This is a genomic window from Flavobacterium tegetincola DSM 22377 (assembly GCF_000425485.1).
GTDB lineage: Bacteria > Bacteroidota > Bacteroidia > Flavobacteriales > Flavobacteriaceae > Flavobacterium > Flavobacterium tegetincola.
In genome coordinates, this window is record NZ_KE384389.1 from 3,453 (window position 1) to 28,981 (window position 25,529).

Sequence of the window (25,529 nt, forward strand, 5' to 3'; positions counted from 1 at the left end):
GGTACTCATACAGTGGGTTTAAAAGCAGACGGAACACTATGGGGTTGGGGACGCAGTGATGCTGGTCAACTTGCAACCAACAGTTACACAGAGCCAAATCCAATTCAATTTTCGAACATCAATACTGTTAATAATTTTTTTGTGGGTCCGCTGAATACTTTTGTTTTAAAAATAGATGGCACTTTGTGGGGAGTAGGTAGTAACTTGAATGGATCTCTTGGTGTGAATTCCACTGCGCAAAGTTTTACTACATTTCAGCAAATCACAACAGCTAACAATTGGGTAAAAGTAGCACCTTCTCTTTTTTTTAATTTGGCTTTAAAATCAGATGGAACTATTTGGGCTTGGGGTCAAGATAACTACAATCAAACTGGAAACCCTCCCTCGTCAGAATCACAACTTGTTCCGATACAAGTAGGCACTGGAACAGATTGGATTGATATAGCTACAAGTACAGGTGAAACAGCTTTTGCTTTGAAAGCGGATGGCACACTTTGGGGTTGGGGAGCAAATACAGGATATCTTTTAGTAGCAGCATCCAGCATTTATGCATTAAATACGCCTACGCAAATTACTTCCATTAATACATGGAATAAAATGAGCGTTGGAGCTATACATATTTTGGCACAAAAATCTGATGGAACGCTTTGGGCATGGGGTTCGGGTCCTGGTAGAGGTGTTGGTGAAAATATCAACCCTGGCATCACTCCTCATCAAGTAGGCACCGATTCTTGGAGGAGTTTTTCAACTGGAACAAGTACTTCGTTTGGAGTTAAAACAGACGGTACTTTATGGGCTTGGGGACTCAATACAAATGGGCAATTAGCAGATGGTACTTCAAGTACGCATCATGTTCCTGTACAGATAGGAACGGATAGCAATTGGGATACTGTTCAAGCACGCAATTTTACTACTACAATGGCTACTAAAACTGATGGATCAGTTTATTATTGGGGTCGAAATTATTACGGCGAGTTTGGTAACGGCACGGATTATAATGCAGGATATTATACTTCTCCTCAATTAACGCCAAACATTTGTGTAACTAGTTTATCTACTCCTACTTTTGAGAAATCGGCTGAGGTGAAGATCTATCCAAATCCTGTTCAAAATCGCTTATTTATCGACAATCAAGAAACAGTACAGTACCAAATCTATTCTATCTTAGGAGTTAAAATCAGTGAAGGCGCACTTACAGTAGGTAATAATATTGATTGCAGTAGTTTCAGTTCTGGAGTTTATTTGTTGAATTTGGTGAATAATTCAGGGAATTCAACGACTCTGAAGTTTGTGAAGCAGTAGATAATGAGAAAATCATTAGCAATGGAAAAGTTACAACATTACAACTGGAGCAACGGCGCAGTGGGTAATAGCATTACTGTAAATGATGGCGGCGCTTTTAGCGTTACCGCAAGTACTGGTGGAGGTTGTTCGTTTACTAAACAAATCGATGTACCTAAAAGTCCTGAAAACTATATGTGGATATTCCCTACAGGTTGCTATACAGACTGTATCAGAAAAGGCAATTATCTAATAGGGCCTTTATTACCTTTACAAAATTGGAGTTGGAACAACAATGGGCAATCCGTTTCTTCTGGAAGTGGTTTTGCAAGTCCTTTCACTTTGTATTCAAATGGCAATTATTCGATGACGATTAATACAGGTATGTGCGATTTAGAGTCGGGACTGTTGAGTTTTTCAAATAATATGTGTGGTGATTGCGAAATAAAAGACGTCAAGATTGAGGACTTCAAAAAGGTTGAAGCTCCATACTGCGCATTTACACAAACACTAGTTATTTTTAGTAATTCACTTCAGCCGTTTCAAGCCACTATTAGTGATCCGTTAAACCATGTTTTAATAATTCCTGGAACTTTTACGCTCAATTACGGACCGAATGTAATTCAAATAACAATGATTCCTCAAAGTCCATTTATGGGAGGAACTACCACCTTGAGAATACACGGACAAATCCCTGAAAAAGAAGGAATGATTGACTGTGAATACATGTTTCCAATTAAAATTCCGTATTGCGAAAACGAACAATACAGGAAAAATAACGTGGAAGATACCGATAACACAAACACAGCTATTTCTAAAAACTGTACGCTCTATCCAAATCCAGCCTCTGACACGGTTCAAGTACAGTATGATTTAAGTGTATCAAATGCAACGGTGGAACTCTACGATTTAATGGGCCGTTTGTTGAGCCAAAAAGCATTGGTTGATGCACAAGGTACTGCTACGCTAAACATCAGTACTTATGCTGCTGGTGTTTATATAGTAGCAATCAGAAATGAAAATCAAATCTTATACCAACAAAAATTAGTCATTAAATAATTTAAGTAACTTACCCTTTCCTAGCATACTCTCCCGAAACTTCGGTTGAAGGTGAGGAAACTAATCTAAGAGGCAGGCGCTGCCTGCCTCTTTTTAAATAACAAAAACATGAAGAAAAATTTACTTATTGCATTTTTATTAACTACAGTTTTTGCGAATGCCCAATGTTATGAATCAATCTCTTTTGGTGGCACCCATACTGTGGGATTAAAGAGTGACGGAACGCTTTGGGGTTGGGGAGCTGGATCTTATGGGCAATTAGCAAATGTCAATTGGACAGAGCCAAATGCAATTCCTATAGGAATTAATACGACATGGACAAAAGTCTATACAGGTGTGAGAAATACTTTTGCTATAAAGGGTGATGGAACACTTTGGGTAATTGGTAGTAATGAACTTGGTTTTTTGGGGCACTCTTATAACAAATTTATTTAATTATAAAAAAAGGTTTCCATTCAATAACAATCAAGATTACTATAGCAACATTTATTCTTATTTTCTTTTTGAAATCAAAAGAACTTTGAATTTTCAAAACTGAAGTAGGCTTATCCGTGCTTACAATTATTCGTTTTTGCGGTGATTATCGCTGTTATTTGATGGATATTTAAACTTTTTCAATACAAATTCAAATCAGTATAAATCGGCTCTAGTTAGATTAAATTGCATGCCCGCATCATAAAATCAATATCCACTTCAGATTTACTATATTCGCTTACCATTTTAGAAAATATCACTATTAAATCCTTGTTTCAAAGAATGAATGCTAAAAAAAACGCAATAGTGCTAGAAGTATTTAAAAGTTCGTAGGAGTTTTCAAAAATATCTCTTTAAAATGCATGAATGTCGTTTTGAATTATTCTTTAATAATGACTCAACTTCAATCCATTTTCTTTCTTGAATGTCTAACAACTGTAGATGCTCGATATTGCGGCTTGCAACAATTGTAACAACAAAATCTAAGTCATTCGTTGAAATTTCATATATTCCATCATAAATTATAAAATATCTTGAGGGTTGTGTTTGTGAATAAGTGATTTCCATAGCAGTGATTTATTTTTCAGAAAGTCAACAGTACAGCAGTTTTTTTTAAAAAATTTTACACTAATTAGAAACTGCAATAGTGAATAAAGTTCTATTCATTAGATATTATTTTTATATATTACTGGAAAATTTTGCAGAATGAAGCCACATTCAAAGCAAACCGCCACCTGACTCAAAAACGAGTTTATTAGCCTCCAACACTTGCGGAATTGTTAATTTCTCACCTGGTATCGACATGAATTTAGCTCCCTCAATTGTGTTTGCTTTCTCAATTGATTCATCTATATCTACTCTTGTAAAAAAATGAATAGCTTGATCGTAATTGTTTAACGGCTCATATAAATCTTGGTTTTCTACCCTATTTAATACAGTAATAAAGTTATTTACCCACTTTTTAGGAATCTCATTCTCATAACTGTCATATGCTGAAACATACATGCTTTGGGGTAAAATGTTAGGATAGTTAGACACTAAATCGGTAAAGTTTGTTTCACCCATTTATAAACGATGTAATATTTCTTCTCTCATCACGTATTATTTTATGTTAATTTATTCAAAAATAGAGATTTATTTAATTCTACTTATTGATTCAATGGATTATTTTAATATTACAATCCTCCTTGGAGTATATCAGCATAAACATCCACGGTGTCGATGTCACATAATTTGTTGGTATTTATTGCAAATTGTTTTTAATTTATTTAAGTATAATACTCTATTAAAACTTTTTATTATGGAAGAAAAATTGGAAGTCCTTAATGAAATTATGCATAAGCAATTTGAAGTACGAAAAGACCTCAATGACAATCTGAAAGAAATTTTAAACGATCTGCCAAGTGGTATAAGCATTTAAAAAATTGAATATTTATTAGACATAATTGGTATTGAAGTTATCAACTTCAAATTCTGGTTAATATTTTATATCACTGAATTTTGGATAGTCAAAAAATAATTGCATTCTAATTACCTTTAGTTATTATTTTTCAGATAAATTATAAATATCTCGTTTTTTTACCTGAATCTATTTTGCACAAATAATCTATATAGTCCTGAAGTTCAATCAGGTCTAATAAGCCATTTTGATTATTAGGCATTTGTACTAATTCAAAATCCTTGATGTGTTTCTTGTAATTAATCTCTCCTATAATTTCCATTAGCAACCATCTGATATCGTCGTATAATTGTTCAATAGTTTCTATTTCATCGAAGTTGAGAAGGTAAATTGTTAATTTTAGTTGCTTTGTTGAAACGTTGAAATCTAATAGTGAAAACTGCATTTCGCTAAGTTTGAGGATGTAATTTTCGCAGTAGATTGGGTCATCGTTACCTTGTTTAATTTCGTCCGTATTTTGCATAGGTTTTATAAAAGCTTGTGGCCGGAACAGTTCTAATTTTGGCGCTTGCTCTTCGAGTGCAATTAGTTTAGGAAAAAGTTTTCTGTAGCCTGCTCCGGTGAAAATAATTAAACTTTTATCATTGTCGTCGCTTGTCCTTTTAATTACAAAACCAATTCTTGTAGAAACATAATTGAGATTACGATTAAAGTGAAATAGCACTTCTTCTCTATTTATTCCTAGGAAGAATGCGTTTTTTAGGGCTTGTTCGTTGTCTTGGAACCATTTCCAGAATTTGTCTATTTGTTTCATGTGGTAGGAGATTTATGAGTTATGAATTTTGATTTAAGTATTATGAATGTGAGGAAAGTATTAAGATTTAAGTATTAAGAATTAAGATAAAGGAGCATAGAATAAAGAGCATAGAATCATGATTTAGGATTTAGTATTTGAGAATATAGAGGATGGATTTAAGATTTTGGGTTGGAGTTCTTCGACAGGCTCAGTGTGACATACAATTATTTATCGTTTGTCGGGTGTAGATTTGTCGAAGGCGATGAGGTTGAACATGGCTCGAAGTCGTGAGCGGACGCGGTTGCCGTAAATGGTTTCTATTTCGGAGGCGGATAGGTTTGTAGTGATGTGGGTTTGTATTTTTTTAGAAATGAATAAATCGTATCGAGAAAGCAGTATTTCTGCCATTACGTTGCATTCGTTGCCATAATATTTGAGGTTGTTTTCTACTCCTAAATCGTCGAAACAGATGAGTTTTGCTTCGGCGTGGTAGAGTTTTCCGATGCTGTATTTGTGGATGATTTGGTATCCGTCTTGGATGAATTCGAAACTGATGTCTCGGCACGGTTTGATGTAGAATTTGTGTTCTGCGGATGTGAGGCATTTCATGAGGTTCATCAATGCTGTTTTTCCGCTTCCGATTGGTCCAGCAAATAGAATTCCTTTTGTGAGGTCGATTCCGTATTGGTGGCAGGTTGGTTCGTCTTTTAGGAAATAGGCGATTAGTTTGTGGATTATTGGGTAGTCGGGTTCGAGGATTTTGAATTTTGATCCGTAGAGGTCGAGGCCTTTTTTTTGGAGCCATTGTGTGACTTCGGGATAGGTGTATGTTTGCGTTGGGTTGTTCATTGTGGTGAGGATTGAGGGATTAAGAGATAGAAAGATAGAAAGATAGAAAGTTAGAAAGATAGAAAGATTGAGGGATAGAAGGACGTAAGGATTTAGAGATTCAGGGATTGAGGGATTGAAAAACTGATTTATAGTTCGGTATTCGCTTTGCTCAGTTTTTTGGAACGCGGATTTTGGCGGATGTACTTCGTCAGTTCGAGCATAGCTCTCGGGTCGCTGGTTTACGTAGATTTTCAGTTATGGTATTCGCTTTGCTCATTGGGTTTGGAATTTGGGTTTAAGTTTTGAGTTTCATTTGCGATTGAGGTGCAAATTTGCCAACCCGCCCTTTGGGCACCCCTCTAGAGGGGAATTTTGGAAAGGGTTTTAGAGTGGTTCGGCGTAGTTTTTTTCGGTGGTGGCGTTGAGGTAGGTTTTCGGTTTTGGTGGGGCATGGGATTCTTTGGTGAATTTATTTGCGTTTAGCATCCAGTTTTGTGCCGCAGCTTGCCAATTTTGCATTGGAGTTCTGCCGCCGACAAGCCAACCGATGCTTGCGAAGTAGTTGTAGAACTTCTGGGCTTCGAGGTCCGGAAATTTTTCTTGTACGAAATAGCTTTTGACTTCGTCGATTGTTGGTTTGAAATTAGTATTTGGTTTTTCTGATTTTATTCCTGGAACGGTGAAGTGATTTATGACTTCGATATTTTCAACTGAAGTCTCGAGTTGTGCTTCGTTATTGTCTTTCTTTTTTTCGCGCAATTTTTTTTCTTTTTTTTGACTAACGTCGGTTTCTAAAAAATCAGGTTCTGAAATTTCATTTATTTTTGGTGGCTTGCTTTTGTTTAAGCTGTTTTCACTGTTTGAATTGTTTACTTTGTTTGTACTGTTTGTATTGTTTATATAAGATACTAACGCTTGTTCAGTGCTTGTTTCAGAAGTAGTACAGGACTTGTTTACAACTTGTTCAACACTAATATAAGAAATAGGTTCATTTTTTGAACTTCTTTCTGCTTTCAATTCTGGTTTTAAATTGTCCGAAAAGTTGAATAAAACAACATGACTTCCTTTAAATGGATTGTAGGAAGGTTGGTAGTCAATGTAACCTGACTGATGTAAATTTTTCATGCATTTGTGGTACGTTGCCTTTGAACTTATTTTACTTATTCGCATGACCTCATCTCGAGATATGCTGATTGGATTTCTGAACCGGTTGCAGTTCCAAAATTGGAATAATGCTATGTAAAGGCTTACATGGGTAGGATTCAAATTTTTGTCGAGTACTACTTTTTCGAAGAAGCCGGTGAGGTGTTTGATGTAGTTCATGGGAGAAGTATTAAGATTTGAGTATTAAGTATTAAGACTTGAGTTATAGTTGTATGTTCTTAGTTTCAAGTTTCAAGGTTTTTAGTGCGTTATGGCAGTCGCAGCTTTCGCAGGTGCCGTTGCAGGTTTGGGTGTTGGTTTTCATTGGTTTAGAGGATAGAGATTAGAGAAAAGAACATAGAAAAAAGAGATGAGATTGCTTCGTACCTCGCAATGACGGACTGCTTTGCTTCGTTCCGCGCAATGAAAGACTAGAGAAAAGAACATAGAATAAAGAGCAAAGAACATAGAAAAAAACATAGAATATAGATATGAGATTGCTTCGTACCTCGCAATGACGGACTGCTTTGCTTCATTCCTCGCAATGACAGATTGCTTTGCTTCGTTCCTCGTAGTGACGGTCAGAACGTTTCTCTCAATGGCTGAATACTTTGTTTGTCAGTTTGATAAATGGCATTATTTAGTGCAGTGACAGTTGACTTTACTCAATTTTATGGTCATGGTACTGTCCTTTAGGCAATTGTTTTCAGTTACTTGAATAGTGTGGGGATGGCTTGGACTTTGTTTTTTGTGAGGAGCTTGTCAATGTCGAGTTGGTCGTAATACATTATACCACCAATTTTGGTGTAGGTTAATGTGCCGTTTATTCGGAGGGTTTGCAAGGTTCCGGGTGAGATGTTGAGTAGCGCACGGACTTCTTTTGACTTTAGCCATTTTTTTGAAGAATTGTTATCAGCGAATTTTAGTGCATTTCGAATGTCGGCTAGAAGTTCTGTTTTGAATTCTTGCAAATCTGCTTTGGTAAGGATTTCCATTGTCCTATCATTTGTGTTTAATTGTGACTATTTATTTCTCCTACAAAAGACCATATAATTTGTTTCCCTTTATCCCAATGCGCCTCGTAGTACGAATTAATTTAACATCAAATGGTATGAAGTAGAGAGGAAAGTGCATAGAGGAAAGTGCATAGAGGAAAGTGCATAGAAGAAAGAGGATAGAAAAAAGAGGATAGAATATAGAAAAAGAGGAAAGAATATAGAATATAGATTATAGAAAAAAGAAAAAAGAAAAAAGAAAAAAGAAAAAAGAGCATAGAAAAAAGAATATAGAAAAAAGAGGAAAAAGGATAGAGAAAAGAGCATAGAATATAGAGTATAGAAAAAGAGGAAAGATGATAGAATATAGAGCATAGAGGAAAGAGCATAGAATATAGAGGTGGAAAAAAGAACATAGAATAAATATTGTAGAGGTAAGAATTAAAGCTTGTAATGGTCAAAAATAAAAAAGAGCAAACACTAATTTTTTTAATGTGTTTGCTCTTTTATTGATTCGGATTGAGTGTGTTAATTCATGTCATCTCGTGCTATTTTTTGCTGGAGGTTTAGGGTTAGTTCTTCTAGAAATTTTGTTTTGCTGCTTTTTCGTGCTTTGATTTCTGAATAGGTTTTGTAGACATTATCTAATTTTATATTGAGGAAATCTTCAAAGGAGGCTGTTATTAAATTTATATCTGCAGCGCCGTGGTTTATTGCGCCATTTGAAAACAGTGCATAAATTAGTTCTGTCAATGCCGTTTTGGGACCTGTCCATACCATTACTTTGTGCTTTTTGTCTTCAAATATATCGGAATCATCTACTTTAAGTTTTTTTAGTGATTGCCGGATGTGGTGGATGTATCGGTACATTGCTTTAACTTTTGCCCAAAGCATGTCTTGTGTGGTTGTAAATTCGGGAAACTGATAATAATCCGTCATTGGCGTAAAAGGGAAATTGTCCCGGTAACTTCTAGTGAAAAATTGGTGGTCGAGGTAGTTGTAGCCTTGCTCCATATAATGCACAAAATCTGTGTTTTTGTAGAAAAATTTGTTGATTTTCCGCAGTTCTTTTTGTAGAAAATTAATTTTATAGGAGTTTCCTGCCTTTGGCATTCTTAATTCACAGGATCTTACTTCTGTGAAATAAATTAGAAAAGACATTGGGATTGGTTTTACATTTCTGAAAAAATCGATTTCCTCTGGTATGGTATTGAAGTCTCTTTTATCTACAATTTCCTTCAGGTTTGTCAGTGTTTTATTGCAAAGGCTAATACCTTCAACTGCTTTGGTCAAGGCATTTTCATTCGATTCTAAAAGTTGATTGCAAGCGTTACTGAATGAATCTAGTTTTTGTGTAATCATAGTACAATGCTTTAAATTTATTGGATTTATTAAATGGCTTTGTAATCGTTCTGTAAGGTGTTCATTAGTTCAGAAGAAAAGTTGTCTCTAATTTGGACGTAAGCCACTTTTGGAATCACTTTTGCGCCCAATTTTTTCTTTTCAAAAGAAGCTGAAACGCCAAAGTCGATTTGGTTTAAGTTTAATTCATTTGCTCTTTTTATTGTTTGAAATAGCAATTGTCTGTACAGCTGAAATTCTGCCGTATATTGGTAATCCATACCAATTAATTCTGGAACGTACGTGTAACTTTGATTTTTATAGCAAAACATCACGCCTACAAAAGGTTGTTCCGATTGGTCTTTGATGGAAAGTACAATGAATTCCCAATTGGGATTTTCGTTCATTTTTTGAAAAACCGATTTGTTGTATTCAAATGTGTTTATTGCCAAATTATTGTTCTTGACATTTTTATACAATTGATAGGCTCTATCTAGTTCATTTTCATTCAATTTTGACTTAATGCTAATGTTGAAAAGTTGTTCGAAAGGATGTACTTCTTTATTAAAATGCTTTTTAGAACGTGGTGAAAGCCTATTTGAAAATTCGTCGTAGCTGTGCCATTTTAGACTCTTATAAATGCAGGATTCAGGCATTGTTATTCTTAGAAATCCTTGCTCTTGAATTTGCTTTTCCCATGTGTTGTCTTCTGCGAAATCGCGCAATACAAGCATGTCTGCATTTAATTCATTGTACTTATTTTCTAGTTTAGCTATCAGAAATGTTAACGCTTTTTTTGCTTGCACGTGTTTCTCATCTATGTAAAAATGATTTCCTTCTGTAAATAAGCAGCCCATACTGAAAACCTTTGAAGTTAAATACAATGGGTTGGTTTTACGTATTATTTCCAGTTGTCTAGAAACGGATTCTGTTGCAAGCATGTCGTCTTTCCAAATTCCTACTGTGCAGAACGTCATAGCAAGAATTTTGCCTGCTGCATTTTTGACGGTGTAATAGTAGAAACTCAAGTTGTTTGTTGTATCATCCGCATTAATAAAAGCTTCTTCCAAATATTTCATTCCGTCCCAGTCGATGCAACTGTTTTTACCAAGAAAACTATTCCATATTGTTTTTGAAATATCATGTATGGTTGTGTTTTCTTCTATTATAAACTCATCCGACATTTCGATTTTATTATCTTCTTCATTATTTGTTTGTAGTCCAAAAGCCTCTCTTACTTTATTGTCGGTTGTTTGGGTTTCTTCTAAAGCTTTGGGGTAATGATACATCAAAGCCTCTGCTAACAACTTAATGTCTTCCTTGCGATTGTGACTTGATAAAGTTATTCTGATGCCTGTATTTTTAATGGGCACGGCAGGATACATTCCTAAATTTAAGAAAAAGCCTTCGTTGAAAAGGCGGTGCATTAGATTGTATGCTGTTAACGGAGTTCCCATACCAAAGAAGCAAACGGGTGTATCGTTTTTCGCCACAATAGGTAAATTATCTATTGCCATTAGATTATTGAAATAGTTTATTTTTTCTGCTAAACCTTCTTGCATCATTGTGATTTCAGGTGATAAGTGAATTTTTGCAGAAGCGATAGCGGCGGCTACTGAAGCGGGTTCTAATTGTGCAGAAAAGGTTAGCGGTCCACCGAAGTTTTTGATTTTTTCGCGAAGCTTTTCGTCTTTGCAGAAAAATGTTGCTCCACTGGCTCCAAATGTTTTGCTCAACGTACTTACGACAACGATATTTTCTGGTAGCTCTTTGATTGCATCAAAAACGAAGCCCACACCGTTTTTACCTTTCCAACTCATTCCGTGTACGTCGTCAAAATAGATGTTGAATTGACTGTATTTTTCAGTCAGTTTTATGAGTTCCTCCATTGGCGCGCAGTCGCCAAACATGGAGTAGACCCCGTCTGCCATGTACCATATTTTTTGACATTTAGAAGCTAGATTCTTAATTTTATCTTCTAGCATTTCCAGGTTGTTGTGGCGAATCATCTCCACTGGAATTCCTCGAAGCTTGAGCAATTGACATGCATTTTGAACGCTCCAGTGCATTTGGTGGTCCAAAATTACACCGTCTTCATCTCTGATGAGTGTTGGTATTATTGCTAAATGACCCAATGTGCTGTTTTTTGTTATGATGGGAGGGACGCCGTACATTTTTTCAACTAGAGCTTCCAGTTCGTAGTACAGCGGATGCGAAATATAGGTTTTCGACAGAGGGAACTGCTTACCATAGTCGCGTATAGCTTGAATGGCTGCATCTTTTAGTCGGTTGTCTTGTTCCAGACCCAAGTATCCTGTGGTACCGAAGTGGAACATTTCATTTCCTTTGATTTGGATGGTTCTACCGGTTAGTATTTTATTTTCTGCGTAGAGGTGCAGAATCCCTTCATTTTTTGCACCAGCGATCACTTTGTCGACGGTATCGATGAAATTATTGTGTTTAATTTTTGCCATTTTTCTTTATAAATTAGTAGGTTAAGGGTTTAAAAGAATAAAATTGACTAAAATAAATGAGAGTTTAGCAAATCGTCTAATATAACTCCTGAATAGACAAGGTTAATTCTATAAATGACAACAATAGTTCAAAAGGCAGTAAAAATTGCTAAATTGACAATCTGACTTATTTCAAAAATCGTTAGTTTTACTTTAAATTAACCTACAACATAGAAAATGATTGCAGCACATCGTTTATATGAGAATAAATATGCCCAGTTCGAGGTACAGGATGGAATTCTATTTATTACTTACAAATTAAATACTACATTGAATCTCGAAGTCGCGCAGCGCGTTGTTGCTGATCGTATTCGTTTTCAAAACAATACGAACTTTTTAGTCCTATGTGATATTCGCGGCATCGTTCATAGCGACAAGAGAGGTAGGGACTTTTTAGCTCATTCAGGCTCATTATTGGTGAAAGCGGTAGCATTATTGGTACATGAGAAAGTATTGTTTGGCATGAGCTCTTTTTATTTAGAAGTAAATAAGCCAGCAGTTCCCACTGAAATTTTCACTGATAAGATTATCGCTGTTGATTATTTGCAACGGTTTTTATAATAAATTATAAATGTTGGAGAAAAGCTGTCCTTCAAATTTTATTAATTAGAATCACTGCCTTTCTCTTTTATTAAAACGGAGTTATTAATAAAAAGAATATCTACATGGAACTACTTAGGAATCAAGATCGAATTGTGCAGTTGCAAGCGATGTTATTTGAGATGGCTCGAGGTAATTTTAAGAAAAGGATTGCTTTGAGCGGTTTGGATGATGAGCTGGAGACTTTAATTGTTTTAATTAATATGGTTGCGGAAGAAATGGATGAATCCATTTTTCAGGATGGCTACTTGAGTGTACATCAATCACGTTGTAGTTTTGTTCAATCCACTTTACTTGTAGACGCCGCCTCGCTGATTACCGATGTTAATCTTGATTCGGAGATTTTTTTAGGTTATAAAGCAAATGATTTGCTCAATCGACCTTTAGCAGAATTTATGACCGCAGATTCTTGGATTGCGTTTGAAGATTTGTTACAAACTTCCTCTGAAAAACGTACTGCATTGTCCATAGGACTCCTTGATATAGAACATGTTTTAATTGCCGCTACATGCACTGTACTTAGACTGGCCGGTGATGCTGGAATAGTGTTGACTATTACAACACCATTTTATAACGCCTCTAATTCTGAAGACGTAATAGAAAAGAGCGTTGATATGATTAAACAGCGTCCCGCTCCAAATGTCTTTGTGACACAGCAACTGTATGATTACATTTTGGCTAATCTGGGTGAGCCGCTGCCGCCCATTTTTATTTTGTCTCGTAAATTTGGTACAAATGATTACAAATTAAAGGAAGATTTTAGGCATTTTTTTAAGATGAGCATTTATAAATTTTATAATGAAGAACGCTTAAAAAGAGCTTATTTCCTGATCCAAACTTCGACCTTAACTTTCAAAGTTATTGCCGAAATGAATGGATATTTAAATTACCCCAATTTTTGTAAGGCTTTTAAGAAGCATTACGGCTTTTCTCCCTCTACGATGAAACGATTGTAGTATTTTGCTTTTTATTATTTAGGTCTAAACAGTGCATTTTAATCCGTTTTGGACAAATTAATAATCCTAAAAAGACAAGTGTTATTTATTTGTAATTCAGAATTTTACGATATGAAATAATAAATCTATCGTTATGAAACTAACTGCAAATTTTAAATCAATTGTTACAGAAATCATAGTATTGCTTTATGTGCTATTGTTTGTTTATGCAGCTGTGAGTAAACTACTGGATTTTGAAAATTTTCAGGTTCAGTTGGGACAAAGTCCATTGTTGAGTGCCTTTGCGGGGTGGCTTTCTTGGCTTGTTCCTATTAGTGAATTGTTTATTGCTGGATTATTGCTAGTTCGTCGAACCCGTCTTTATGGTCTGTATTTGAGTTTTTTGTTAATGGTGTTTTTCACTACTTATATTTTTACCATACTTAATTATAGTGAATCTATTCCTTGCTCTTGTGGTGGTATTCTGGAGCGGATGGATTGGAACGAACATTTATGGTTTAATGTTTTCTTTGTGGCATTGTCTGTTTTGGGACTGTTTTTTATGCCATTCGATTTAAAGTTTCGCAAAACAGTATTGATTTTAATTTCTCTTGCTTTAATTAGTATCGTCAGTTTTGTAGTCTTGTATAAAATTTCTCTTAGGATTACTCAATACCAGAATACGTTCATTCGGAATTTTCCAATGGCATCTCGTAAACTGTCTGAAGTTGATTTGGGATATAATAGTTATTATTTTGCAGGCGCCTCCGAAGGCAAAGTATATCTAGGGAACTACACTGCTCCACTTGAGATTTTGGTTTTGGAAAATGATGGTTTAGGTAAAAAACATTTTCGGATTTCATTGGATGAAACGGATTTGCCTTTTAAGTCCGTACAGGTTCGTGTAAACCCACCTTATTTTTATGCTTTTGACGGTACGGTTTCCTGTTTGTATACGGGTCGGATTTCTGACTGGAACGGACGGTTGCAGTATAAAGGTGATTTGTTTGTTGATCAAGTTGTTTGTGTTGATTCCACCCGTTTTATATTTCGCGAGCAAAAGGCAAAAGGAAGTATTATAGGTAAGCTTGATTTAGAAAAAAAAGGAGCAGTAACGTATAACACTACAATCTTAGAGAAACAAGTAGATGGCGTCTTTGATGTAGATGGTCAGTTGTTATTTGACAAGACCTCAAAGGAAGGGGTTTACATCTATTCGTATCGCAACCAGTATACTGGGATCGATACAGACTTAAATGTTCTTTACCGAGGACAAACTATTGACACGATTTCCCAAGCAAAAATCAAGATTGCCACGGTTCAAAATCGAGGTCAAAGGAAGATGTCTGAGCCTGCCTTGGTTGTTACTACTTCAGCGGCAAGTTATGGAGGTTTACTTTTTGCACACTCTGGTATTTTAGGGCGTTTTGAGCCTGAAGAAATGTGGTCAGTTGCCAGCATCGTAGATATTTATCGCCTGAGCGACCGCTCGTATATTACCAGTATTTATGTACACGATATGGAACGTAAAAAGATGAATAGTTTTGTTGTAGAAGGGAATCGTTTGTATGCAATAGCTGGAACGAAGTTAGCCCTTTACGAATTGGATGGTCTAATAACCTCAAAATATAAATAGTTCAAAAATATCTATCGGCCGGTAGCAGGGGAAGATCGAAAACCTGAAATAGAGTAGGTCTAATTTTTAATTCTAGTACATATGAAAATTAATTTTTTTCGCAACTTATTACCCGTGGTGGTGGTTGCATTTGCGTTTTTTGGAGCAGCAAGTTCTGCCTCCATTAGTTCTGACACTAGCTTGGCTATGAATGAGCAAGGTTGGTATCATTTAAGTCCGACACAACCGTGTGTTAAGTCTACCCAGTGTAATGAGCAAGGTACTATTGTTTGTACCGTAAATAATGTACCTGGTGCCCAACAATTGTTTCGCAAACTAGGTGTGAAATCATGTGAATTTACGCTTTACAAACCCATTCCGCAGTAATTTTTTAATCTTTAAAAGTAATGCAGTTTCCGTAAGGGAACTGCATTCTGTTTTTTATTCTCCGCTCTCCAGAAATTCTATTCTACAAAATCTGGAGCCATCCAAGGTTTGAATTCACCGTCTTTGAGGTAGTAATCAAACCATTCTTTTATTTTTATACTCAAATCGATTTGATTTTTCGGATTTTGAATTACGTGCTTTTCTTGGGGATAGATGAGCAGTACATTCTCTTTTTTGAGTCTGCGAAGCGCCATGTGAAATTTATAGCTGTGGTTTACATCTACATGTTTGTCGTCATGACCTGACCACAATAGTACAGGAATTGTGACTCCTTTTGCCAATAGTATGGGTGAATTACGGTGGTATCGTGCTGGATCTTCAAACAATGTAGTTCCCATACGCATTTGTCCGTATTCGTATCTTCTGTAGTCAGCGGTTTTATAATCCCATGCGATATGCAGGTAATCTGCCGCTAAGTCGCTGTAGGAAGCTCCTGAAATAGCCGTTTTAAATGGATTTTTTTGAGTTATAATAAAGTTGGTTTCGTATCCACCATAGGAGTGTCCAATCAAACCGATCCTGTCTTTGTCAATTATATCTTTGTCAATTATGGCTTGTACGGCTGCATTCACACATCTTGTTGCTGCTTCGCCTGTATTGCCCGTTTCGTATTGCATATTTGGTAGGCATACAAAATAACCCTGTGTGGTAAAATTAGTTGGGTTAAAACCCCTACTGTCTAACAGTGAAGGATTTTGGTAGGTATGAACGTCCATGGCTTGTCTTTGGTACACGTGTACAATCATTGGGTATTTTTTCTTTGGGTCGTAATTGGCAGGATACAATAGGACACCTCCCACATTTTCACCTTGTACATCAAAGGAAAACAAGGATGCTTTTCCGTAATAATATGCTGCTTGCTGTGGATTGCTCTGATGAATTACTTTTTCTTTTTTAGTATTAGAATCAAGGAGCACAAGTTGTGGAGGTACATCAAAATCCTGTTCGGTATACCGTAATTTTTTACTGTCCTTTGTTAGGCAGATATCTGTAATGGCTTTGTTTTTATTTAGAATTATTTTCAGATGCTTATTACTTTCGTATACTGCTATTCCATTTTTTTCATTGGTTTCATTTAGGGTGCTGAAGTATATTGGTTTTGTTGCATCTATTTGTGGGGCTTGATACCCGTCGTAATAGTTTGTTGCCGGCTTTACTTTTGTTATACAGCTGAACCGGGTTTTTGTTTCTCTTCCATTGGTCATTTTTTCAAAAGAAGTTCCATCGGTTTTCACTTTCCAAAGATCGTAGGCATCGTATAGTAAAACGTCTTCATCTGCCATTGTAAAACCTGCAATTGCTGAAGGTGTGCCGCCTTTCACGTTGGCATCGTCCGTTTCGGTTTCTACTAATTTGATTCCTTTGGTCAATAGGGTATGTTGTTCTGTTGCTAGGTTATAGGACCACCATTTGTATTTTTGAAAATAAAGCATGTACTTTCCATCTGGAGCTGCAACGAGATTTGAGGGTTCACCAGAGGCTGCTTTGAGGAATATTTTTTTTTCGCCCGTTTCTAAATTGGTGATGTAGAAATCTCTGTCGCCGTAGTATTTGAATTGAGGTTCATAGGCGAGGGGATTGCTTGTAATGGCGTATTTGAGCTTTGCATCTAGTTGCAAGAAAGGAAGATTGTTGTCTGTAATTTGTCTTGCTTTTCCTGTTTTTGGCCACCAAACGGCTATAATTGGTCGTCTTCTCCAGTCGTTCATTTGGATTTTACCCGGATAAATACTTTTGTCTGCCGTATTCCATACTTGTACCGCCTCTGGATTTGGCTCGAGTCTTTCCTTTGTTTCTTCTAGTCCAAAAAAGACCCTTTCCCCGTCATCTGAGACCCACATTTCTGTAGTGTAATATTCTCCAATAGAACTATTAGGAGCCGTTTCAGGATGCTCTTCTAGGTACAACACCTTTTTCTCTCCAGATTTTACTTGGTAGAGATAGACAGCCCCTCTGTTATTTTTTGGGGTTGCTGTGTTTCTTCCGCTTAAAAATGCCAATGCAGTTCCTGATTGGTTCCATTCTAATTGATGGAACTCTTTTTGGTTTTCAAAAAGTGTGGTTTGTTTTCGTTTTTTATCTAAATCAATTATATGCACGCTGTATTTTCCGGCGTCTTCTAGGATGTATGCCACTTTTGTTTTACCGTGGTTTATTTTCCAATGCCGTACATGAGGTATCATTAGCAGTGTGTTACCCTCACTATCGGTTATGAGCAATTGGGTTTTATCCTTTAAAGTTTGCTGAAGTACCAATCCTTGGTTGTTTTTTCCAATATCGTATTCGACCACATTTTCTAATTGCCGACTGGTTTTGTTTTTTAAATCGAATATGGTAAGCTTGTTGTCTGGCTGTTGGCAAATCATTTGGGATGGGCCATTAAAACGGGAGTTAAAGCCTTTAGCAAAAGCATGGGTTTCAAGAGACGCTGTGTTTATTATAAAAAGGGTATCGCTATTGGATTGGTAGTGATGGGTATAGGTTACCCACTTTCCGTCATCGGAAATCTCGTTTGATATCAAATAGTGCCATTTTTTGTAATCCGTTACTTCCAGGTTTTTCTTTGGCTGAATTTGACCCCATACGGACTGTAAGGAGCACAATAGTATCCCCACAGCTACAGTGTATTTTTTTGATTTTTTCATCTTAGTATCCGGGGTTTTGGGGGTTCAAATTGGGGTTTAGTATTAGTTCCGTTTCGGGAAGCGGTAGTAGCTTGTCGGTATCGTTCCAACCGGGTTTAGTACTGGACAAAACTTCATTGAGTAAGTTGGTTCTTTTCAAATCAAAAAAGCGATGAGCTTCGGTAAACAATTCAAAGCGTCGCTCCTTAATTACGGCTGCAATTATTTCTTGTGGCGTTACAGCGGTTGTATTTTCCAGACCTGCTTTATTTCTAATCGCATTGAGGTCCTCTTTGGCATTTTCTAAATTGCTTTGTTGTGCTCTGGCTTCGGCACGAATTAAATACAACTCAGCCGTACGAAAGACAATGGAATATTCCGTAGATGCACCTGTGAATTGAAAAACTTTGTATTTATACGCGTGGTACCACGTGTTGGTTCCGTCAGTAACTGCTTTGATCCATTGTGTTTTTCGGTTGTCACCTGTTTCAAATGAGTTGACAAAAGAGGGACTTAATGCTGCATTTGGAGGAGGGCCTTGTACAAATATATTTGTTTGGGCTTCCAACGTGTTTTCTCCTTCGTTAACGGGTATTAGTTGCCAAATTGTTGTAAAACTATCTTTTAAGAACAGGTTTTCAAGACTCTGCTCGTTATTGTATAGCGTGGTATTGTTCAGCACCGCTGACGCGCTATTTTCGGCTTCTGTCCATCTTCCGCTGTATAAATACAACCGTGCTAAAAGTGTCTGTATGGTTGCTTTATTGGGGCGGATTCGTTCTGGAGTAAGGTAGTCTTCATTTAAAAGCGTTTCTGCTGTTAGTAAATCAGCTTCTGCTTTTAGAAACACTTCAGTAGTAGGCGTTTTGGAGATGGTCGCATTGGTTTTATAGTTTGTGGAGGTCACGTAGGGAATAGCGCCAAAAAGATTTGTCAATTGAAAATGAAGCAATGCTCTAATGAATAAGCCTTCGCCTGTTAGGCGCTCTTTTTGCATAGAGGTTAAGGATTCAGTATTCTCGACCCCTTCTAATAACGCATTTGTGGCGTATATTTGACTGTATGTTGTATTCCACCAGCTTTTTACATCGGGATTATTGGGTAAAACGATGTTGTTGTAAAAGGAAGCATCTGTTTGTCCAGCCGCACCAAAAAACTGCAGTTCATCGGTATATTGACCCAGCATTGTTTGCATGCCGCTTGGATTTCCAGTAAGTAATCCATTGTCTCTTATTTGTGCATAAATGGCAACTAAAGCGGCCGTTGCCGTACTGTAGTTTTCAAATACAAGGGGAGAAGAAAGTTGGTTTGATGGAACATCCACTTTTACAAAATCGTCGCATGCCGTTAGTGTGCAAAGGATTAGTGTGCAGAGGATTGTAAAAAAATTTGTTTTTCTTCTACGATTAAGGTCTATTTTATTTTTCATGGGTAGGATTGTTAAGCGTTAAAAAGTAAGTTGTACACCTGCGGTTAGTATTTTTAGAGGCGGCAACGAATTTCCGCCGATGAATTCTGGATCAGCGCCTTTATAGCGTGTGAAAGTCATCAGGTTTTGTCCCTCTAAAATTATTTTACAGGCGTTTCCGCCAAGCCATTTTGGAGGGATGTGGTAACTTAAAGCAATGTTTTTTAGTCTAATAAATGAGGCATCGGTTACTAAACCGTCGCTGCTGTAATAATTTACTTGTGCTTCAATCGCTTCGGCGTCTAATCCGCTGGTAAATCGTTGGTAAGTGGCAATGTCTCCTGGACTTTGCCAATGGTTTTCTAATGCAGCCGATTGATTTCCTATGATTCCAGGAATTCCTATTGCAGCCGTATTTACATTTTGTTGTTTGACAAATTGGAACAGGAAGTCGAGTTGCCAGTTTTTATATTTGAGTTGGTTTTGTAATCCCCCATAGAATTGTGGGTTAAAATCAACTATGGCTGTTTTGTCTTCTTCTGGAGTAATGTTGCCGTCACCGTTTACATCTTTAAATTGGTACAATCCTGTTGCTGGATCGACCCCTTCAAAATGGTACATCTTTTGGATGTTTAGCGGTTGTCCTATTGCGTAGAGTCCTCTGTAGGTAGAGCCTTCCAAATTGGGAAATGACACCAATTTATTTTTAAGGACTGTAAAATTGATGTTGGTACTCCAGCTGAAGTTTTTGGTTTCGCAATTTATTGTTCGTGTCGTTAGTTCAAATCCTGTATTTTGAACGGTTGCTTCGAGGTTGGCTTGAATAGATGAAAAACCTGTTGTAGCGGGCAATGGTATGCCTACTAATTGGTTGGACGACCTATTTCTGAATGTTGCCATTGTCACAAAAATTTTATCTTTGAACACCCCTAGTTCTATTGCGAGTTCCATCTTGTGGTTGGTTTCCCAAGCAAAGTTTGGATTGAATAAGCGCGTAGGCAGTAATCCAATAACTCCTTGGTAGTTTCCTCCTGTTGGACTGTAGGTATCTAAGAACTGGTAATTTCCAATTTGGTCGTTGCCTGTTATACCATAACTTGCTCTGATTTTTCCAAAACTCAGTGGGCTGTTGGTCCAAAATTCTTCTTCACTGAAGAGCCATGCGGCACCTACAGCCCCAAAGTTGGCAAATTGTTTTCCGGGTCCGAAGCGGCTTGAGCCGTCGCGTCTGCCCGTTAGATTAAGGATGTATTTGCTGTTGTAGTTTAGGTTTACACGACCGAAGAAAGCTTGGTATTTGTATTCTGACATTTCATTGATGTCCACGGTTATTTCAGACGCTGCCGCCAAATTGTATATAAGACTGTTGCTTGTAAAGCCGCTGGCGCGTTGTACGATTTGGTTTCCCGTTTGTTTTTGAAAAGTTGCTCCTGCTAAAACGTCTACTTTAAATTTGTCACTTGGCTTTAATTGGTAATTGATTTGCGGTTCTATAATCCACGATTGTCTTGTGGTATTTGCAATGGAAATGGTGGAATATTCGGGTCCTATTTCCCACGCAGGGTCGTAAATGGTAGAGGGTTGAGTACTGCTTTCTTGGTGTCTTAGATTGGTAAATCCAAAGCTGGATTTGATTTCAAGGTTGGGAAGCAGCTGGTAAGAAAGCATTAGATTGGAGACTAAATCATAGGTTTGTGCTAGGGATTTGCCTTCTAAATTTCTTAAAGGGTTGTTGAATGTACCGTTTTCCCAATTCAGATTTCCATTTTCGTCGTAAAGTGCGGGTGCATTTGGTGCTAGTGTCCGTGCTTCTACGGTGTAGTCTCTTGCGGGTTGGTTGTTGTCTTGGAGTGTGTAACCGGCATCGAAGGTAGTTTTGAAACGCTTGTCTTCTGAGGCGTGGTTAATGTTGGTTCTGATGTTTCCTTTTTGGTAGTTGAATTTTCCAGCGAATACGGTGGTTTCCTTCGCATAATTTCCGCTGATTACAAACTGCGTTTGTGCTGAACCACCAGAAAGTCCTGCTTGGAGATTTGTTATTTGAGCGGTTCCCCCGATTAATTTTTCTTGCCAATTGGTATTTCGGTTTGGATCCCATGTTCCGTTGACGTCGTAGGCATTTTCAGGGTATTCGGTCACCCCATCGTTGGCGTATGCTTCTTGGCGCATTTCTAAATACTGCTTGGTTCGCATTAAATCGGCAAATCGAGTGACTTTTGCACTTCCTCTGTGGAGGTTTAATGAGAATTTGGTTTTACCTGCTTTTCCTTTTTTAGTTGTGATGAGTACCACTCCGTTTGCCCCACGTGAACCGTATATGGCTGTTGCATCGGCATCTTTGAGTATTTCGATGCTCTCGATATCTCCGGGATTGATGTTGTTCAACGGACTCGTAGGTAGTGGCATTACGGTGGCGGTGTAGCCCACACCAATGGGATCGGAGGCATAAGGTACGCCATCAATAATATATAACGGTGCATTTCCATCGGTTCGCAGGCTGTTTTGTCCTCTGATTTTAATGTCAAAACCGCTTCCCGCAATTCCAGAGCTTTGGGTAATGCTGACTCCTGCCATGCGTCCTTGCATTGCACCCATAACATTGCTTACGGGTTGGATTTCGATTTCCTTTGCGGTAATTTTCGAAATGCTTCCGGTGCGTTCTTTGTCTTTAACTTTGTAGTATCCGGCATTGATGAGGACTTCTTGTAGCGTTGTTTCGTCGGATAGTAAGGTGATGTTGAAGACGGTTTGGTTTCCGACAAGTAATTCAACAGCGGTATAGCCCATACTGGAAACCACCAGCGTATCTTCGGAAGTGGCGTTGATTTGGAATTTTCCTTCGATATCGGTAAATGTGCCGATTGTCTTGTTTTTGAGGGTGACGTTGACACCAGGCAAAGTGCCTTGTGCATCAGTTACGGTTCCTGAAATTGGAACATTTTGAGATGAACTAATTGTTACCCAGAAGAGTAGCAATATTTGTAGTAGAGGGAACGGCATACAGCGCGTCCAGCCCCTGAAAAGTAGATAATTTTTCATACTTATGAAAAGGTTTAATTAATCTTCGGTTTTGTTGGTCTAGTCCTCTATAACTGTTGTCGCGACGGAGTAGGGGACTTTTTATTTTAGAAAGGTGCTGAGTTTTACTAAGGTGCTAAGTTACTGAGGCGCTGAGGTAGTAAGGTTTTGAGCAGCTTTTTTAATTAGGTGCTGAGATACTGAGGCGCAAAGGCACTGTGGTTTTAGCAAATTAGTGGTTTATTTGGTTGGGTTTATGTCATAGGCTTTATTTTGATTTATGAATTTTGGGTTGTGGATTATGAATTTTTATTTTACTTGTTTTGAAAAACCTGATTCCCTTGCACGAGCTAACTAAACCAAAAAACTCGGCAAGGGGCAGGCTTGGTTGGGTTATAAATTACGCTTCATAGACTTTATCGTTTATAAAGGAAGGGGAACTGCCGTTGCCGATTGCAGCCAGGCGCGGGCAGTATCCTTCCAGAAAATCATTTTCAAATTGAATTGCGAAACTGATATAAAGAAATCAGTGCTGAGAATCTAATGGATAGCCTAGTGATGGCTATTCTTTTGTGAAGTTCCTGTATTTTTTGAATGAGTTTCCCGCCTTCGCGGGACTGTATAAAAAAAGCGTGGAACTCAGCTTAAACGCTTTCAAGGTACTGGTATACCGATGCACGAATAAGTGAGCCCACGCCAAAGGACGTGAGCATCTTACTTATCTTCTCGTGCAATTTAAAAATTACCAGTTTTTGAAAACGAGATTCTAAGCGAATGCTTCAAATGTTTTATGAAGTGTCGCAAAAATATTACTTATAAAGTAATTAAAGTCAAAAGTACATCATTATTTTATAACAACAAAATTATCCTGTATGTATTTTTATGTTGTCTGTTGAAGTCGTCAATTTGAAATATGAATAAGTATAAAAACAATGTTGCTCTTAAAGCTATTGGGATAGCTTTTAAAGAAAGAAGGGAGTTTTTTAATTTAGATATTGAAGATATCGTAGAAATGACAGGTTTTACATATAAAAAGATATATGATTTCGAAAATGGTGAAGAAACATCAATATCGTATTTTATCGAATTGAGTCTTGCGGTCAATACTCATCCGAAGGACCTTTTGAATATCCCACTTCGTTCGGAACCAAGATTTAAATTATCAGAAACCAGAAAAGAAAAATCTAGATTGACTTCAAGAATTATGACTTACTTTAGTAATGATTATTTCCAAATACCTCGAAAAACAAATGATATAGTTCTTAAATTAAGAGAAGATTTTAATGTAACAGTAGAATCGAAAAACGTATCAGCTATTTTAGGACGACTTGCTAAAAATAATATTCTAAAAATTAAAAAAGACGGGGCTAGGAATTTATATCATAAATAGTATAGTACAAAAAAGATGCTTAGGCATCTTTTTTTATGATCTCAAATTAAAATAGGAATACAATTTATTTTTACTGAATATTTTTGAGAATTACGGTAAACCTTCATTCCGGATGGAAAATTGTTCTTATGTTTGGAAGATTAATGCTTAAGGCTTGGTGATTAGAAGGTGAGAAAGTTTAATTTGCATAAAGTTGTATAAACTTGCTTATATTCACTAGTTACAGGAAATTTTGAAAACTTGTTTCTAAAGGACAAATTGCTTGAAGATACACTAGAATTCATTCAAGGAAATATGAAATTTATTAAGAAAGTACAAATTATAAGCCAGCAGGGCGGTACATTAACCAGTTTTATAAACTACAAAATAGTACCTAAAGTTATCGTCCTTACGGTAGTCCGTATTAATACAAATGGGGAAGCAAATATGATTATGAGAAAAATAGCATTTGGTTTATTAGCTTTTAGCCTAATATTTACAGGATGTGAAAATTATGAACCTTCATTTCAAAATTTAGAAAATTCCGAAGTTAATAATTCTGTTAATGAATACGCAAGATCTTCAAAATATACAATTGAAGATTTGATTCTAAATCCCGAATTAATTGGTCAAATTCACAATGAGGAGATGGACTTTATTTACGAAAAATTAGTTTTGATTAGAGATAATAAATTACATCATAATAATATGAGTATCGAGGAGTTTATTCATTTTCATATAGTAGAAAGTTTAAAGCAAAAAATTGAATTAGACAAAATAACGAATATCGATGATTTTGTAGTAAAGTCAGACAGTATTGAGCTTAATGAAATTGCTCTTTTTCAAGATGAACTCAATGCCTTAACAAAATTAAATCTTTCGATAATTGATTTTAAGCTAAATTCAAAGGAATTATATAATAAATATGCTATAACTAATAATGACGTTGTTTATCAACTTAATTTAAAATTAATTTTGTCTATTGCAGATAGTTCCTTTGAATATTGGCATCTTAACCAAGATAAATGGAGTAACCTATTAAACTCAACAAATACATTATTTAAAAGAGATAGTGGTAGTAATGGTAGAATTGTTCGTGCCGATATCTATGGCGGTGTTAGGGGTGCTGTATCTGGGGCGATTGGAGGCGCTGTAGCAGGTGGTGTTGGAGCAGTGCCAGCTGCTGTTGTGGGTGGTCTTGTAAGTGCTTGTGTAAGTTCGTCCGCAGCTGGAATTAGGGAACATCTAGGTTATACAACCTGGTGGCCATTTTAATTTTATTTCATGAAGAGATTAAGTATTAATTTTAAAAAAGTGAAATGTAGTAATTGTAACCATTTACAAAACTACTTTAGATTACCTAAAAGCTGGAGACAGTTTTTGTGGGGTGGTTATACTTGCACTAATTGCGGCAATGAAATAGATAAATTCGGGAAGATTTTAAAAGTTAAAGAGAAAAGATAATCTTCTGCCAACAGCTAAGGTTTCGTTGCGTTCGGAGAACGAACAATGAAACCTGTGTTGAACGGAACCGATTACATGCCGTCAACACTTATGGAGTTATCGTAAAGCGTTTTTAAGAATATCGAGAGGATTAGATGATCCTCTTTTTTTATGCAGTAAAATCTGGATCATTTTTTAGTGTTTACCTTCACTTTTGAGCACAGTGCCCTTACCCATT

The 25,529-nt window shown here is 36.7% G+C and carries 19 protein-coding genes; 9 read left to right on the forward strand and 10 right to left on the reverse strand.

The features are described 5' to 3' along the window. The 3 genes from H602_RS0116900 to H602_RS0116910 form a co-directional block, all read left to right on the forward strand. A partial coding sequence (locus tag H602_RS0116900; RefSeq protein ID WP_026979082.1) for a T9SS type A sorting domain-containing protein occupies positions 1–1,302 on the forward strand: 1,302 nt, incomplete at its 5' end. A gap of 21 nt (positions 1,303–1,323) precedes the next feature. Continuing rightward, the gene (locus H602_RS0116905) at positions 1,324–2,340 is read left to right on the forward strand and encodes a T9SS type A sorting domain-containing protein (RefSeq protein ID WP_169516046.1); all 1,017 of its coding nucleotides are present in this window, start codon (positions 1,324–1,326) and stop codon (positions 2,338–2,340) included. A 108-nt stretch (positions 2,341–2,448) separates the two neighbouring features. Beyond that, entirely contained in the window at positions 2,449–2,775 is a 327-nt protein-coding gene (locus H602_RS0116910) for an RCC1 domain-containing protein (protein ID WP_026979084.1), read from the forward strand. Between the two features lie 756 nt (positions 2,776–3,531). Here the strand turns inward: H602_RS0116910 and H602_RS0116915 are convergent. From H602_RS0116915 to H602_RS0116955, 7 genes are all read right to left on the reverse strand, one after another. Beyond that, on the reverse strand, positions 3,532–3,879 hold the full coding sequence (locus tag H602_RS0116915) for a hypothetical protein (protein WP_026979085.1): 348 nt from the start codon (positions 3,877–3,879) through the stop codon (positions 3,532–3,534). 494 nt (positions 3,880–4,373) lie between these two features. Continuing rightward, positions 4,374–5,027, reverse strand: coding sequence for a hypothetical protein (locus H602_RS0116925; RefSeq protein WP_026979087.1), 654 nt, complete (start codon positions 5,025–5,027; stop codon positions 4,374–4,376). Between the two features lie 210 nt (positions 5,028–5,237). Further along, complete coding sequence (locus H602_RS0116930) at positions 5,238–5,858, reverse strand: P-loop NTPase family protein (protein WP_026979088.1); 621 nt, start codon at positions 5,856–5,858, stop codon at positions 5,238–5,240. Positions 5,859–6,224: 366 nt separating this feature from the next. Next, entirely contained in the window at positions 6,225–6,965 is a 741-nt protein-coding gene (locus tag H602_RS0116935; protein ID WP_245574961.1) for a transcriptional regulator, read from the reverse strand. A 728-nt stretch (positions 6,966–7,693) separates the two neighbouring features. Next, the gene (locus H602_RS0116940) at positions 7,694–7,978 is read right to left on the reverse strand and encodes a helix-turn-helix domain-containing protein (protein ID WP_026979090.1); all 285 of its coding nucleotides are present in this window, start codon (positions 7,976–7,978) and stop codon (positions 7,694–7,696) included. 528 nt (positions 7,979–8,506) lie between these two features. Continuing rightward, positions 8,507–9,340, reverse strand: a complete 834-nt coding sequence (locus tag H602_RS0116950; protein ID WP_026979091.1) for an RteC domain-containing protein — start codon at positions 9,338–9,340, stop codon at positions 8,507–8,509. Between the two features lie 29 nt (positions 9,341–9,369). Beyond that, positions 9,370–11,793: an aminotransferase class I/II-fold pyridoxal phosphate-dependent enzyme gene (locus H602_RS0116955; RefSeq protein ID WP_026979092.1), complete on the reverse strand. Its 2,424-nt coding sequence runs from the start codon at positions 11,791–11,793 to the stop codon at positions 9,370–9,372. A 216-nt stretch (positions 11,794–12,009) separates the two neighbouring features. Between H602_RS0116955 and H602_RS0116960 the strand changes: the two genes are divergently transcribed. From H602_RS0116960 to H602_RS0116975, 4 genes are all read left to right on the forward strand, one after another. Continuing rightward, a complete protein-coding gene (locus H602_RS0116960) occupies positions 12,010–12,393 on the forward strand; it encodes a DUF7793 family protein (protein ID WP_026979093.1) in 384 nt (127 codons plus the stop codon). Between the two features lie 104 nt (positions 12,394–12,497). Beyond that, positions 12,498–13,388 (forward strand): helix-turn-helix domain-containing protein, encoded by an 891-nt coding sequence (locus H602_RS0116965; RefSeq protein WP_026979094.1) that lies wholly within the window; start codon positions 12,498–12,500, stop codon positions 13,386–13,388. A gap of 133 nt (positions 13,389–13,521) precedes the next feature. Further along, positions 13,522–15,003 carry a DoxX family protein gene (locus H602_RS0116970; protein ID WP_035759930.1) on the forward strand — a complete coding sequence of 494 codons (1,482 nt, stop codon included), beginning with the start codon at positions 13,522–13,524 and terminating at the stop codon, positions 15,001–15,003. A gap of 81 nt (positions 15,004–15,084) precedes the next feature. Then, positions 15,085–15,369 (forward strand): DUF6520 family protein, encoded by a 285-nt coding sequence (locus H602_RS0116975; protein ID WP_026979096.1) that lies wholly within the window; start codon positions 15,085–15,087, stop codon positions 15,367–15,369. 77 nt (positions 15,370–15,446) lie between these two features. Here the strand turns inward: H602_RS0116975 and H602_RS0116980 are convergent, their stop codons facing one another. Genes H602_RS0116980 through H602_RS0116990 form a run of 3 tightly spaced genes read right to left on the reverse strand, consistent with a single transcriptional unit; the run spans position 15,447 to position 22,500 of the window. Beyond that, positions 15,447–18,074, reverse strand: coding sequence for an alpha/beta hydrolase family protein (locus tag H602_RS0116980; RefSeq protein ID WP_026979097.1), 2,628 nt, complete (start codon positions 18,072–18,074; stop codon positions 15,447–15,449). 1 nt (position 18,075) lies between these two features. Then, complete coding sequence (locus H602_RS0116985; protein WP_026979098.1) at positions 18,076–19,482, reverse strand: RagB/SusD family nutrient uptake outer membrane protein; 1,407 nt, start codon at positions 19,480–19,482, stop codon at positions 18,076–18,078. An 18-nt stretch (positions 19,483–19,500) separates the two neighbouring features. Next, entirely contained in the window at positions 19,501–22,500 is a 3,000-nt protein-coding gene (locus tag H602_RS0116990) for a SusC/RagA family TonB-linked outer membrane protein (protein WP_026979099.1), read from the reverse strand. An 892-nt stretch (positions 22,501–23,392) separates the two neighbouring features. On the opposite strand from H602_RS0116990, the gene H602_RS0116995 reads away from it, so the two are divergent. Together H602_RS0116995 and H602_RS0117000 are read left to right on the forward strand one after the other, a co-directional pair. Beyond that, a complete protein-coding gene (locus H602_RS0116995) occupies positions 23,393–23,869 on the forward strand; it encodes a transcriptional regulator (protein WP_026979100.1) in 477 nt (158 codons plus the stop codon). 258 nt (positions 23,870–24,127) lie between these two features. Continuing rightward, on the forward strand, positions 24,128–25,123 hold the full coding sequence (locus H602_RS0117000; protein WP_157505152.1) for a hypothetical protein: 996 nt from the start codon (positions 24,128–24,130) through the stop codon (positions 25,121–25,123). Positions 25,124–25,529: the final 406 nt, after the last annotated feature.